8 protein-coding genes are annotated in these 14,276 nt (G+C 65.4%); 3 read left to right on the top strand and 5 right to left on the bottom strand.

Features of this window, described 5'->3' with window-relative positions; genetic code table 11:
• Positions 1 to 12 precede the first annotated feature (12 nt).
• Entirely contained in the window at positions 13 to 1,314 is a 1,302-nt protein-coding gene (locus J2X54_RS06960) for an SGNH/GDSL hydrolase family protein (RefSeq protein ID WP_310179432.1), read from the bottom strand.
• A 50-nt stretch (positions 1,315 to 1,364) separates the two neighbouring features.
• On the opposite strand from J2X54_RS06960, the gene J2X54_RS06955 reads away from it, so the two are divergent.
• The gene (locus J2X54_RS06955) at positions 1,365 to 2,774 is read left to right on the top strand and encodes an enolase C-terminal domain-like protein (protein ID WP_310179430.1); all 1,410 of its coding nucleotides are present in this window, start codon (positions 1,365 to 1,367) and stop codon (positions 2,772 to 2,774) included.
• Between the two features lie 40 nt (positions 2,775 to 2,814).
• On the top strand, positions 2,815 to 5,211 hold the full coding sequence (locus tag J2X54_RS06950; protein ID WP_310179429.1) for a glycoside hydrolase family 3 N-terminal domain-containing protein: 2,397 nt from the start codon (positions 2,815 to 2,817) through the stop codon (positions 5,209 to 5,211).
• Between the two features lie 55 nt (positions 5,212 to 5,266).
• Here J2X54_RS06950 and J2X54_RS06945 read toward each other — a convergent pair whose 3' ends face one another.
• The 3 genes from J2X54_RS06945 to J2X54_RS06935 form a co-directional block, all read right to left on the bottom strand.
• Complete coding sequence (locus J2X54_RS06945) at positions 5,267 to 6,364, bottom strand: LacI family DNA-binding transcriptional regulator (protein WP_310179428.1); 1,098 nt, start codon at positions 6,362 to 6,364, stop codon at positions 5,267 to 5,269.
• Positions 6,365 to 6,469: 105 nt separating this feature from the next.
• On the bottom strand, positions 6,470 to 8,131 hold the full coding sequence (locus tag J2X54_RS06940; protein WP_310179427.1) for a DUF5597 domain-containing protein: 1,662 nt from the start codon (positions 8,129 to 8,131) through the stop codon (positions 6,470 to 6,472).
• 94 nt (positions 8,132 to 8,225) lie between these two features.
• Positions 8,226 to 11,309: a TonB-dependent receptor gene (locus J2X54_RS06935; protein ID WP_310179426.1), complete on the bottom strand. Its 3,084-nt coding sequence runs from the start codon at positions 11,307 to 11,309 to the stop codon at positions 8,226 to 8,228.
• Between the two features lie 233 nt (positions 11,310 to 11,542).
• Here J2X54_RS06935 and J2X54_RS06930 point away from each other — a divergent pair, with 233 nt between their 5' ends.
• Positions 11,543 to 12,538, top strand: coding sequence for a ribonuclease T2 family protein (locus J2X54_RS06930; RefSeq protein WP_070246879.1), 996 nt, complete (start codon positions 11,543 to 11,545; stop codon positions 12,536 to 12,538).
• Here the strand turns inward: J2X54_RS06930 and J2X54_RS06925 are convergent.
• Positions 12,511 to 14,118 carry a sensor domain-containing diguanylate cyclase gene (locus J2X54_RS06925; protein WP_310179423.1) on the bottom strand — a complete coding sequence of 536 codons (1,608 nt, stop codon included), beginning with the start codon at positions 14,116 to 14,118 and terminating at the stop codon, positions 12,511 to 12,513. The two genes, J2X54_RS06930 and J2X54_RS06925, sit on opposite strands and share 28 nt — an antisense overlap.
• Positions 14,119 to 14,276 lie beyond the last annotated feature (158 nt).

The following is a 14,276-nucleotide window of genomic DNA, read 5'->3' as shown; positions in this document are numbered from 1 at the left end:
TACGGATGGCAGTCAGGGCCGGCTTCGACACGACTGCCGCAGCAGCGTCAACGGCACTGCTTCGGCCATGGCGCGGTAGCCGGCCAGCGACGGATGCAGATGGTCGCCCGAGTCGTATTGCGGCGCCATGCGCTGCCGCTGCGCCGGGTCGCGCAGCGCGGCGTCGAAATCGACCACCGCATCGAACACACCGGACGTGCGGATCCAGGCGTTCAGTTCCTGGCGGTCGGCCTCGTTGGCCGGCTCCGGGTGATAGTAGTCGCTGCCCACATACGGCGTGACGGTGGCGCCGATCAGGCAGATGCCGCGCTCCCTGGCGCGGGTGGCCAGCTGCCGGTGCGCCAGGCGCAGGTCGGCCAGCAGTTGCTGGCGTTCGGCCGGCAGGTCGGGTGTGTTGCGGTGCAGGCCACCCAGGTCGTTGACGCCGATGAGCACCAGCGCGTGGGTCACGCCGGCGCGGGCCAGCACATCGCGCTCGAAGCGCGAGACCAGGTTCGGTCCCAGTCCATCCTTCAACATGCGGCCGCCGCCGATGCCGGCATTGACCACGCCGAGGGCCATGCCGTCCTGGCGCAGGCGCGCGGCCAGCACGTCGGTCCAGCGGTTGTTGCCATCGGTGGTCACGCCATAGCCGTCGGTGATCGAGTCGCCGATGGCCACCAGCGCGCCCGCTGTGTGCGGTGCCAGCACATCGACGTCGGCAATCGAAAACCAGCGCGCGACCTTGGCGGCACCGGGCCAGGTGGCGTCGGCCGTGCGGTTGCCGGCAATCAGGAAGCTGTTGGTGCGTGCACCGCTGTGACTGGTCTGGCGTGCCGGTTCGGCCGGAAAGTGCAGCGAGATCGCCAGGTCGGCGCCGGCCTGCAGTTCGATTGCGACGGGATCGCTGTAATATTCGGCACCGGCGGGGATGGTGACGGCGCGGCGGCCATCGAAGGTCAGGGCCTGCAGCGTGGCAGCGTCGATATCGGCGCGGCCCGGACCAGGTGCGCGCGCCACGCTGGCCGCATTGACCAGCAGCGGCGCCGTGCCGAACACATTGGTCAGGCGCACCCGCACCTGGCTGCCGCCAAGCGACAGGTGGACGATCTGGCGCATGCTCGCATCGCGCCAGCTCGCGGCGGGCAGTTCGTTGGCGGCTTCCGGCACCAGTTGCGCCGTGCCCCACGATGCGACCCAGTGCTGGCCTTTCGCGCTGGCGCGGTCGTGTGCGGAGTCGGGCGCGGTGGCGCAACCTGCCAGTACACCCGCAGTGAAGATGATAGTCAGTGCCGCAGTGATTTTGCTGCACTTGCCTTGTTGACGTGATCGCATAAATCCTTCACACTGAGTAATGGTAGCGCTAATCATTTTAGGATAAAGGCATGGTACAGGCAACACATTTACCGCATTCCTCGGCAGGGTCCACCACACCGGTGACGCCGGTGATTACGGCCATGCGCGTGATCCCGGTGGCAGGCCATGACAGCATGCTGCTTAACCTGTGCGGCGCGCACGCGCCTTACTTCACCCGCAACCTGGTGCTGCTGCAAGACAGCGCCGGCCATACCGGCGTTGGCGAAGTGCCGGGCGGCGCGGGCATCCTGCGCGCGTTGGAGAACGCCGTGCCGCTGGTGGTGGGCACGCCGATCGGGCGCTACAACCGCACCTTGAACGGACTCCGCACCGCCATCGCCAACCGCGACGTCAGCGGCCAGCAGTACCAGGTCACGTCGGCGGCCGAAGCGGAGGTGCTCAAGCAGCCGCACGAAATCAATCTGCGCCTCGAGAACGTGATCACGGCCGTCGAAGCGGCGCTGCTCGATTTGCTGGGCCAGCACCTGGGCGTGCCGGTGTGCGAACTGCTCGGCGCCGGTAAGCAGCGCGACAGCGTGCCGATGCTGGCCTACCTGTTCTACATCGGCGACCGTGGCCGCACCGACCTGCCTTACCTGGCTGGTTCCGGAGACGACTGGTACAAGATGCGCCACCAGCAGGCGCTGTCGCCGCAAGCCATCGCCGACCAGGCCGAGGCCACGGTGGCGCGCTACGGCTTCCGCGACTTCAAACTGAAGGGCGGCGTGATGCACGGCGCCGAAGAGATGGAAGCGATTGCCGCCATCAAGGCGCGCTTCCCCGATGCGCGCGCCACGCTCGACCCCAACGGCGCCTGGTCGCTGCGCGAGGCGATCGACCTGTGTCGCGGCCAGGGCCACTTGCTGGCCTATGCGGAAGACCCGTGCGGCCCCGAAAACGGCTACTCGGGCCGCGAGACCATGGCCGAATTCCGCCGCGCCACCGGCATCCCCACCGCCACCAACATGATCGCCACCGACTGGCGCCAGATGGCGCACGCGCACCTGCTGGGCGCCGTCGACATTCCGCTGGCCGACCCGCATTTCTGGACCATGCAGGGCTCCGTGCGGCTGGCGCAGCTGTGCGCTGAATGGGGCCTGACCTGGGGTTCGCACTCGAACAACCACTTCGACATATCGCTGGCGATGTTTACCCACGCGGCAGCGGCCGCGCCGGGCCAGATCACGGCGATTGACACCCACTGGATCTGGCAAGAGGGCCAGGAGCGCCTCACGCGGGAGCCGTTGCAGATCGTCGGCGGCGCCGTGCAGGTGCCGGACCGTCCCGGCCTGGGCGTGGAACCCGACATGGACCGCATCGAGGCGGCCCATGCGCTGTACAAGAAAGTGGCCACGACCGCGCGAGACGACGCACTGGCGATGCGCTACCTGGTGCCCGGCTGGACCTATGCACCGAACAAGCCCAGCCTTGGACGCTGAGCGTTTTTGCAGTACCCACATAAAAAATATGGAGACAAGTATGACCAGTAACCGCAGGGATTTTCTGACCTCGATGACCGGCGTGGCCGGCCTGTCCATGGTGTCGGCGCCGATGGCCTTCGCTGCCACCGCTACTGCCGCCGCCAGCGCACCGTATAAAAACGCCAGCTTGCCGGTGGATCGCCGGGTAAGCGACCTGCTGGGCCGCATGACGCTGGAAGAAAAGATCGCCCAGATGCTGTGCGTGTGGCAGAAGAAGACCGAGATCCAGGACGGCAGCGGCGAGTTCAACGCAGCCAAGGCCAAACAGGTTTATCCGCACGGTATCGGCATGATCGGGCGTCCGTCCGACCGCCAGCTGGGCCAGGCGGCCGGCGCCGGCGACACCGGTGGCGTCAAGAACCGCAATGCCCTCGAAACCGCCATCTACACCAACGCCGCACAAAAATGGGCGGTGGAAGAAACCCGCCTGGGCATTCCGCTGTTCATGCACGAAGAGGCGCTGCACGGTTACGTCGCGCGCGACGCCACCAGCTTCCCGCAGGCGATCGGCCTGGCCTCGTCGTTCGATCCGGCGCTGGTGCAGCAGGCATTCAGCGTGGCCGCGCGCGAAATGCGCGCGCGCGGCGCCAACCTGGCGCTGGCGCCGGTAGTGGACGTGGCGCGTGAACCGCGCTGGGGCCGCATCGAGGAAACCTATGGCGAAGATGCTCATCTCTCTGCGGAAATCGGCAAGGCGGCAGTGATCGGCTTCGCCGGCGACAACCCGGTGCTGGCCAAGGACAAGGTCTTCGTCACGCTCAAGCACATGACCGGTCACGGCCAGCCGGAAAACGGCACCAATATCGGCCCGGCCGAAGTGAGCGAGCGCACCCTGCGCGAAGACTTCTTCCCGCCGTTCGAGCGCCTGATCCGCGAAACCAACGTGGCGGCGGTGATGCCATCGTATAACGAGATCGGCGGCATCCCGTCGCACGCCAGCCACTGGCTACTGCACAAGGTGCTGCGCGAGGAATGGGGTTTCCAGGGCGTGACGGTGTCCGATTATTTCGGCATCAACGAGATGGCCTCGCGCCACAAGCTCGCCCCCGACGCGAAAGAGGCGGGCTACTACGCGATCAAGGCCGGCGTCGATATCGAAACGCCCGATCCGCTGTCGTACCTGTCGCTGGCAGACCTGGTCAAGGAAAAGCGCGTCTCGGTCAAGGAAATCGACACCGTGGTGCGTCGCATCCTGAAGCTGAAATTCCAGGCCGGGCTGTTCGAGCAGCCATACGTGGACGCCAACCGCGCCGACAGCCTGACCGCGACCGCCGATGCGGTGGCGCTGGCGCGCCTGGTCGCCACCCGCACCCCGGTGCTGCTCAAGAACGACAAGGGCTTGCTGCCGCTCGACGGCAAAAAAGTGGGCAAGGTGCTGCTGCTGGGCGCCCACGCGAAAGACACGCCGATCGGCGGGTACTCCGACATTCCGCGCCACGTGGTGTCGGTGTACGAGGGACTGCAGGCCGAGAGCCGCGCCCAGGGTTTCGAACTGGCCTACGCCGAAGGCGTGCGCATCACCGAGAGCCGCATCTGGGGCCAGGACGAGATCAAGTTCGTCGCGCCGGAGGTGAATGCCAGGCTGATCGCCGAGGCGGTGGCGGGGGCGAAAAATGCCGACACCATCATCATGGTACTGGGCGACAACGAGCAGACCAGTCGCGAAGCCTGGGCCGACAACCACCTGGGCGACCGCGAGACGCTGGACCTGATGGGCCAGCAGAACGACCTGGCGCGCGCCATCTTCGCGCTGGGCAAACCGACCGTGGTATTCCTGCTCAACGGCCGTCCGTTGTCGGCCAACCTGCTGGCCGAGAAGGCCGACGCGCTGGTGGAGGGCTGGTACATGGGCCAGGAAACCGGCAACGCGGTGGCCGACATCCTGTTCGGCCGCGCCAACCCGGGCGGCAAGCTGCCGGTGTCGATCGCGCGCAGCGTGGGTCAGCTGCCGATCTTCTACAACCACAAGCCGTCGGCGCGGCGCGGCTATATCGACGGCTCCACCAAGCCTTTATATCCGTTCGGTTTCGGTCTCAGTTACACCACGTTCTCGATCTCGGAGCCGCGCTTGACCAAGGCGCGCATCGGCGTGGGCGAGAGCACCAAGGTGGAAGTGGACGTGTCCAATACCGGCAAGGTCGCAGGCGACGAAGTGGTGCAGATTTACATCCGCGACGACATCAGCTCGGCCACGCGGCCGGTGCTGGAACTGAAGGCCTTCAAGCGTGTGACCTTGCAGCCGGGCGAACGGCGTACGCTATCGTTCGACATCAAGCCGTCGGACCTGTGGTTCTACAATATGCGGATGGAGCGCGTGGTGGAGCCGGGCAGCTTCACCATTCACGCTGGCCCGGATTCGGTCCAGCTCAAATCGGTCAAGCTGATGGTGGGATGATGCACTGACCCGCACGGCCAGGGTCGGACCCTGTACAGGGTCCGACCCCAAAGTGTTACGGGCTTTCGACGCTGGCCGGCATGAAATGCGCCGGCGGACGCACGCGCGGGGCGGCGTCGGACTGGCGCCGGATCAGCGAAAAATTCATCAACAGGTGTTCGGGCTTCGAGGGTTCGCCGTCGCGCTGGCGGCGGATCTGCCGTTGCAGCAGGCGCGCCGCCTCGCCGGCCATGTCGGTGATCGGCTGGTGCACGGTGGTCAGCGCCGGCCAGATGGTGGTGGCCAGCGCGGTATCGTCGAAGCCCACCACGGTCAAATCGCCCGGTACGTCCAGGCCCAGCCGGTGCGCCACCGCCACGGTGGCTGCGGCCATGTCGTCGTTGCTGGCGAAAATGGCGGTGGGGCGTTCGGCCAGCGCCATCAGCGCTTCCGCCGCTTCCAGTCCCGAACGATAGGTGTACAAGCCCGGCACGGTCAGCGCCGGCGCCGTGTCGGCGCCGGCTTCCTGCAGCGCGGCCTGGTGGCCGGCCAGGCGCCGTGCGCTGGCGACCTGGTTGCCGTCGCCGGCGATGAAGCCGATGCGGTGGTGGCCCAGGTCGATCAACTGGCGCGTCATCTGGTACGCGGCCAGGTAGTCGTCGATGCTGACCGAGCTGACCGTATTCATGTCGGCAGCGGGCTGGCCGCAGGCCACCGTCACCACCGGTGCGCCAGCGTTTTTCAGGCGCGCCAGGATGGCCGGATCGTCGCCGAGCGGCGGCGGCAGGATGATGCCATCGAGGTTGTTGTCGATCAGGCGTTCGATCTGTTCGAGCTGGTGCGCCTGGCCATCGCCTTTTTCCACGAACAGCTGCATATTGTGGATGCTGGACTGGTTGAGCAGGCCGACCAGCAAGGCGCTCAGGTAGCCGGCGCTGGGATTGCTGTACAAGAAACCGATGCGCATCGGCCGCGCGCCGGCCAGCTTGCGCGCTTCCTGGTTGGGCATGTAGTTGAGCGCGGCCGCCGCATCGGCGACCTTCTTGCGGGTTTTGGCATGGACCGTGTCCTTGCCGTTCATGACGCGCGATACGGTCATCGGCGACACGCCAGCCAGCCGCGCCACGTCGTGCATCGTCGGCTGGCTGCGCTCTTCTGGCGCCAATTTATTCATTGCGGGACTACCTTCGGTGGAGTGATGTAAGGCGCAACCATCTACCGATGGTTGCGGTAACACTTTAGCATATTTCCACCTTCTGCCTGGAGTCGTCGTACAACTTCATCTGTAGCGATACAGCTTCACCTTTTGCGCGGTAAAGCCGCCGGTCACCAGCATCACCTGGCGGCCCTGGTGGATCTCGTCGCCATTGAGCCAGCGCGCAGGCGCCCACTTGCCCTTCTCGTACGTGCCTTCCGTGACCAGCTCCAGGCCGATGCTGTCGCCGGCGCCGGTGGCGTCCTTGAAGGTGACGGTCAGTCCCTTGCCGGCGACGAGGAATTCGTCGTCGGCCAGTCGTATCACCAGGCCGCCGAACGCTTCCACATCGCGGCTGGTGGCCTTTGCCCACGGATTGCCGAACGATACGGTGAGCAGGTAGCCGCCCATCGTGGCCTGCTGCGGCGCTGCATCGACCACGCCGTCGTACGACACGCGGGCCTTGAAACCGCGCGTGTCGCCCGCGCCCTGGTGGCGGTTGATCACGGGCGCCAGCTGGCGCAGCAGGCGGTAGGCGGCGGGCAGGGTGTCGTCACCCGTGCCGGTGCTGTCCTCGATGCCGAACGGCGAAAAGCCGAAGGCGTCGTGTTCGCCGATGGCGTAAAAGGCCTTGGCGGCGGCGTCGTGGCGGCCGGCGTTGTCGGCTTCCGGCACAAACAGCGGATTGTCGCGGCGCTTGAACTGCGGCGCCCAGTCGGTAAAGTTGGGGAAATAGGTATCGATCGCCAGCAGGTCGACCGACGGCGCCGCCGCCTTCCACACATCGAACAGGTGCGGCAGCGGCCCCGCACTCGGGTACTCGCCCGGCTGTTTTCCGGGCCGGTTGAGCGCCGCATTCACGTACAGCGGAATCGGGTACGCCGCCTTGCCGGCCGCGCTCATGGTCTCCACGAAAGCGGCGTAGGCCCATGCCTGGAATACTTCTTCGGCGCCGATGGATGTTCCGAACACTTCAGCCCACGTGCCCTGGGTACGCTGGCCCTGCGCGGTCCACAAGGCCAGCAGCGACGGGTGCAGGGTAGCGCGGTTGGCTTGCAGGTAATCGAGCAGGCGCCGGGGCACCTGGCCAGCCAGCGCCGCGTTGGCCAGCGGGCCGAAGTCGCGTACGTCCGGCAGCATGCCGATCTCGTTTTCCACCTGTACCATGAGCACGGTGCGCTCGGTGTCGGTTTGCTTGAGGTGCGCCAGCAGCGCGCGGAAGGCGGCGGTATCGCGCTGCAAGGTCTGCTCGCCAAACGGACTGAGGATTTCCTGCGCCGCGCCAGCGCGGTTGAACGCACGTGGGAAGCGCCTGGCGTCGCGCTTGACGTATGGCGGCACGTAAGTGGACATGGAATTTTTCCAGGCGCCGAACCACAGCAGGATCAGGCGCATGTCATTGGCGCGCGCTTGCTTGAGCATGCCGTCGAGGACCGTGAAGTCGTAACGGCCCTCCTCCGGCTCCATCTGGTCCCACTGCACCGGCGCCAGCACGGTATTGAGCTGGGCGTTTTTCAGGGCAGGCCACAGCCGTTGCAGGTAGGGCAGGTGAGAAGCGGAAGAGTTATGCAGCTCGCCGCCCAGCACCAGGAACGGCTGGTCGTCGACGATGAGCTGGGAGGCGGTGCCCTGCTGGCGCAGGTGCGGCACCGGCGCGGCAGCGCTGGCAGGGGCGGTTGCAATGCCGAATACGGCGAGGGCGCACAGCGCAGCAAGCGTATGGCGGGGCGATGCACGCAATGTCATCGTGGGGATCCTTGGAATCGGTCAAAAAAGAAGCACCGCCGCCACCCGGCGACGGTGCCCATAAACTGCTCTTGGAGGAGCAGGGAGCGACACATCAGAACTTTTTGCGCAGGCCGAAGGAGTAGGTGCGGCCGGGGGCGTACTCGGTGAAGCGGGCGTTGGAAAACTGGAAGTACGTCTTTTTGGCGTCGCGGTTGAGGTTGACGATATCGAAGGTCAGCGTCGGCCAGCCGTCGCGGTCCATCACCTGTTCCAGGTCGATGCTCGACGAGAAGTCCATCTGCTTGTAGTCGTTCACATACAGGTTGGCCAGCGTGATGCCGTTCTGGTTGCCGGTGGAGACCTGGCTACCCTTGGAGAAGGTGTGCGACAGGCGCGCCGAGTAGCCATAGTTCTCGTAGAAGACCGAGAAGTTATTGGTGCGTTTCGGTACACCGAGCGCCACGAAGCCTTCGCTGCCTTCGCCGCTGGCGCGCTGCGTGATGAAGGTGACGGTCTCGTTGAAGCCCAGGCCCTTGAACGGCAGCAGCTTGTCCAGCGGCTGCACCCAGCCCAGCTCCAGGCCACGGATGCGCAGCTTGCCGCTGGCGTTGCGGGTGCGTGTCATGACGACGGTGGCGGCGTTCGGACCGCCCCGGTCGTTGAGCGCGCTTTGCTGATTCTGGGACAGGTTGTTGTAAGTGATGCCGTAGGCGGCCAGGTCGGAAAACGGCAGCGTCAGGTTTTCGTTGGCGGTAAAGCCGTCCACTTTTTTCTGGAACACGGTGGCGCTGATATAGCCTTCGCGGCCGGTGTACCAGTCCAGTCCCAGGTCGATATTATCGGACAGGTAGGGTTTCAGGGTAGGGTTGCCGATGGTGCCGATGTCCGCTGACGGCGACGAAAAGTTGATGCCCGGGCGCAGCGCGTTCGGGTCGGCGCGCGTCATGCTGCGCGAGACGGCGGCGCGGGCCACGATGTCGCTGCGCAGGTTGAGGGCGGCGGTGGCCGATGGCAGCGTGTTGTTGTAAGTGGTGTCCTGGTATACCCACTGGTCCACGTTCGGGTACTTGCTGCCGTTGAGCGGCAGGTTGGCGTTGCGCGGATCGGAGAACGAGTTGTACGAACCGACCTGCTGGCGGGTGCGCACGTAGCGGATGCCGGCGTTGTAGCGCAGGTCCAGGCCCCAAGGCTTGGCTTCGCCATTGAGTTCGGTGTAGATGCCGGTGCTCTTTTCGGCGATGAAGCCGGCGTTGGCGCCGGTGGAAGACGACATGGCGAATGGCGCGTTCTTGTTGTACGTGTCGTAGTTGGAGTCCTTGCGGAAGCGGTCCCAGTCGATGATCGGGCGGCCGTAAGGGCCCGGCACGATGTAGCTGGCCAGCGCGCTTTGCGGGATCAGCGAGCCGCCGTAGGTGAGGGCGTCGGTACGGCCGGCCGTGTAGCCGGTGCCGAAGCCCGGGTACAGCGCGGCGGCGCTGGCGCCCGGCGTATTGGCGCCGTCGCAGGCAGGTCCGCCATTGGGGCCGGCCAGCAGCACGCTCGGGTTGTTGCCACAGACGGCGGCCTGCCATGCGGCCGAATTTTCCTGGGCGCGGATGCGGCGATTGATGTCGTCGTACGCGATACCGGCCTTGATGTTGAAGGCGCGGTCGCCCCAGGTCAGGTCGGCGTGGGCGCCCTTGGTGCGGGTTTCGCGCAATTCGTTGGCGATGTTGACGCGGCCGCCGGCCCAGGCGTAGTTGGCCGGGTTGTTCAGGTCCAGGCTGGACGTGATGTTCGGGATGCCGCCGCCATTGTTGTCATAGGTGGTCGTATTGCCGCTGTTGGCCGGCGTGATGGGCATCACGGTCGGCGCCTCGTGCGAGAAGCGGCTGCGCGTGTAATTTACCTGGGCATCGAGCTTGAGCTTGGGCGTGATGGTCCACTCCATGCCCGGATTGATGCCCAGCAGGTCCACCTTGTCGTGGCGCGGACCGTATTCGATGAAGTTGAGCGAGTTGGCAAACGTGCCGCCGGTGACGGTGCAGCCGGCGCTGCAATCGCTGCGGTCCACGGTCATGTTGAGCGGGATGACGCCGTTGTTGCGCACGGCCCAGTTGTATGCCACGCGCTGGGCCTTGTCGTCACGCTTGCTGTACATCGTGTCGACATAGAAGTGCAGGTCGTCGGTGGGGCGGTATTCGCTGCTGAAGATGGCCGAGAGCTTGTCCTTGGTGCCGAAGTAGTCCATGGTGCGGCCCAGGCGCGGCAGGATGGCGTTGTCGATCTGCTGGATGGTCAGTCCCGGATTGTGCTGCAGCAGGAAGGCCTGGTCGATCACCGTGCCCGGTACCAGGCCGTTGCCGGCGTTGGCCGGCACCACGGCGGGGATATTCCAGTTGCCGCCGCCCGTGTTGTTGCGGGTGGGGGAGGTGTTCTGGGTGGCGCTCAGGTTGGGATTGGTCCAGCCCACCGACTCGAAACCGGTAGTGCGGATTTCCTGGCGCGACACCGAAATGCCGCCCAGGATGCCGAAGGTCTTGCCCCAGGTCTGGCTGGCCAGCAGCGAACCACGGCCGCCGGTCTTGTCGGCGATCTGGTTACGCGTGCCGGTCACGCTCATGGCCACGGTGCGGCCTTCCTTGTCGAACGGGCGCGCGCTGCGCAGGTTTACCACGCCGGCGGCGCCGCCTTCGAGCATGCTCGCCGTTGGGCTCTTGCTCACCGTGAGCTTGGTAAACAGGTCGGTGGGCAGCAGGTCGAGATCGACTTCGCGGTTGCTGTTCTGGCCATCGACCGGGCCGGACGAGGCCACCGCGATCTGCGCATTATTGAGCAGGATCTTGGTGAAGCTCGAGCCGAGGCCGCGAATCTGGATGTTCATGCCTTCGCCGGTGACATCGCGCGAGACGCCCACGCCGGGAATGCGGCTGAGCGACTCGGCGATATTCTTGTCCGGGAATTTGCCGAAGTCTTCGGCGTTGATCGAGTCCTGGAAGCCGACCGCTTCTTTCTTGTCCTTGGCCGACGAGATCAGGCTGTTGCGGTAGCCGCTGACCTCCACCTTCTGGATCGTCGCTTCGTCGATGGGAGCAGTGGCGGGAGGCGTTTGCTGGGCATAGGCCTGGGCCACCAGGCCGGCCATCATAGTCAGGCCGCAGGCCAGGCGGGCAGGCGTGCGGCGGCCACCGCCGGTAGGGGTGAAGTTGCTGGGCATTGCTGTCTCCTAATGGTTTTTTTGACTGCTTTTTGTTAGGTGCCACGGTCTTGTGTTTTTTATGGTACCGCGACCATTTGAGTGTAGAAGCGTTGCCAAGTTATTGTCAACAGAAAGATTCCGCAAAATGTCATGCGCTACCATTTTGTTGATCGCGTGGCTAATCGACAACGCCGGCCTTGGTCCGCGCAGGCTCGGCTACAATGCCGCCAACCTTTCTTGCGGAGCTCTCCATGTTGCGAATTACTGTCACCTTTGTGCTGGCCTGCCTGGCCGGCGGCGCCGCTGCCAGCGAAGCGGCCAGCGGCACGTTCACCGCCAGCAAAAGCTGCGAAGCGTATGCGTCGTTCGCCAAGCGCACCAATCCCGGCGCTGCGCAGCTGGCGGCCGGCAAGGGCTATACGGTGCGCGAGATTAACAAGGCCGACTACGACTGGGTGCGGGTGGAAGTGCCGGGTGCGGAGCCGAAGCTGCGCTGGGTACAGCGCGACTGCGGCGCAGCGGTGCTCGAACCGATGGAAGCGCGCTCGGCACGGCCGCCGCGCGGCAGCGATCCGGCCGCCGATGGCGGCTCGTGCAGCATCGCCAACCGCCAGGACAGCTACGTGCTGGCGGTAACCTGGCAGCCCGGCTTTTGCGAGCACTTCCCGTTCAAGGGCAGCAAGCCCGAATGCGATGCCATGAACGGCGGCAAACTGGAGGCAAAGACCCTGAGCCTGCATGGCCTGTGGCCCAACAAGAAGGAGTGCGGCACCCGTTACGGCAGTTGCGAAGGCCAGCAGTTCTCGCTGTCGAAGGACACCATCGCAAAAATAGCGCCGTGGATGCCCAACTTCTATTACGAGCGCACCTTCGGCGCCTACGAGTGGAACAAGCATGGCAAGTGCCAGGAACTGGCGCCGGACGATTACTTCATCAAGGCGGTATCAGCGGTGCGGGTGGTGAACGATTCGGAAGTGGGCAAGATCATCCTCGGCAGCACCGGCAAGAGCATCCGCGTGGACGACTTCTTCGCGCGCGTCAAAGCGCGCCATGGCGAGAAGGTGGCCGATAGCCTCACGCTCGTGTGCAGCCAGCGCAAATACTTGCAGGAGATCCGGGTGTCGCTGCCGCTGCAATTCGGCACCGACCGCGACCTGGCGGCCATGGTGGGCAATGCCCAGCCGGCGCCGGCGCGGGTGCAGGGTTGTGCCGACGAGATCTACATCGAAGCAGCCGGCAAGGATTGAGCTTTTGCGGCCAGCTTGCGTTCGGCCTTGCGCCGGTACATGGCGTCGTCGGCATCGGCCACCAGGTCGGTGGCGCTGACCGGCTGCTGCTGGGCACGGCCTTGGGGCGCCAGCATTGCCACGCCGATGCTGGCGCCTGCCACCAGCTCGTAACCTTCGATGTGATGCGCCTGGGCCAGGCGAGTTTCCAGCTTGGCCACCACGGTGGCCGTGGCTGCGGCGTCGCAGCCCACCAGGATCACGGCAAACTCGTCGCCACCGAGCCGCGCCGCCAGGTCGGACTTGCGCAACTCCTCGCGCAGGCGTAGCGCAGCGCCGGTCAGCAACTGGTCGCCGGCGGCGTGGCCGTAGGTATCGTTGATCTGCTTGAAGGAGTCCAGGTCAAGGTACAGCAGCGAGAGCGGCTCCCCCGAGCGCGCGCACAGTTCTACCTGCCGCTCCAGGAACTCGCAAAACATGGCGCGGTTGGCCAGGCCGGTGAGCGGATCGTGGGTGGCCTGGTGGCGCGCCTGCGCATGCATGCGCGCCGCATCGACCAGCGCCACGCCCACCTCGTCGGCCTCGCGCAAGCCGTAGCTGGCTGCTGCCACCGCTTCGCCGCGCCCCAGCGCCATGGCCGGCGCCACCAGCGCGCCGATGGCGCGCGTGATGCGGTTGCTGATGCTCCACGCCAGTACCAGGCTGGCGGCGAGCAGGGTGGCGGTCGCCAATACCAGCACCAGCAGCTTGCGATTGAGTTCGGCGTTGAGCACCTCGATCGGAATGCCGATACCGACCGTCCATTGCGAGTCGCCCGCATGCGTCATCACCGCCAGTATCGGCTTGCCGTCGAGGGTGGTGGTTTCGATCACCCCTTCAAAACCTGCACGCATACGGTCGATGACTTCGGGCAGCGCCTTGTGGCCGACGTAGCGCTGCGTGTCCTGGCTACGCGCGACCACTTTGCCGCCGCGATCGAGGATGCTGGCAATCCAGTGCTCGGGATAGCTTTGCTGGGCCAGCAGGGCGTTGAAGCGTTCTACCGGGACGGTCGCATTCAGCGCGCCGATGAGGTCCGGGCGCCCGGGCAGGTATCGCACCGGGATACTGACCGACGCGATATTGCGGTTCGAGACCGCACCGATAAACAGGTCGGAAATCGCGGTGGCGTCGTTTTTCTGGACGAACTGCAGCACGTTCCCCATGCTCGGCGGGGGCAACGCGGCGCCGTAAGGGATGAAGGTATTGATCAATTGCTGGCCGCTGGCGTCTTCGAGCACGATGTTGAGCATGTGCTGCGAGGCGGCCAGGCCGCGCGCCTGCGCGTAGAATGCCTGCCGGTCGCTGCGCGCCAGGTCGGGCGAGGTGGCCAGCGCGCGCAGCGCCGCCTCCACGGTGGCGAACTCCTTGTCCACGTCCATGGCGTTGGCGCGCGCCGTGGCCATGGCGCCGGTGATGAAGGCCGCCCGCGCCTGGGTGTAATCGTAGCCGATCAACAAAATCGCCATCAGTGCAGCGGGCACGATGCACGCCACTACGAGGTACAGCAGGCGGGATCGGATCGAGGGTGCACGCATGGTTGTTATGGTTTTGAATGGCATCGGTGTCTACGGTGGCTGCTGACGGTCCATCTGGCTGCCCTCAATGTTACATCACCGCATCAAATCTGTGTCTGAAAAGCAAGATAATAAGTGACGCGACGTGGATGGCGTCCCATCGCCCGTGGTAGCGGCGATATTTTCGACTATCATGACGGTTG

Origin of the sequence: Duganella sp. 3397 (assembly GCF_031456625.1) — a bacterium.
Taxonomy (GTDB): Bacteria; Pseudomonadota; Gammaproteobacteria; order Burkholderiales; family Burkholderiaceae_D; genus Rugamonas; species Rugamonas phyllosphaerae.
Note: the sequence above shows the minus strand (reverse complement) of the source record. Positions and strands in the feature narration are given on the sequence as shown.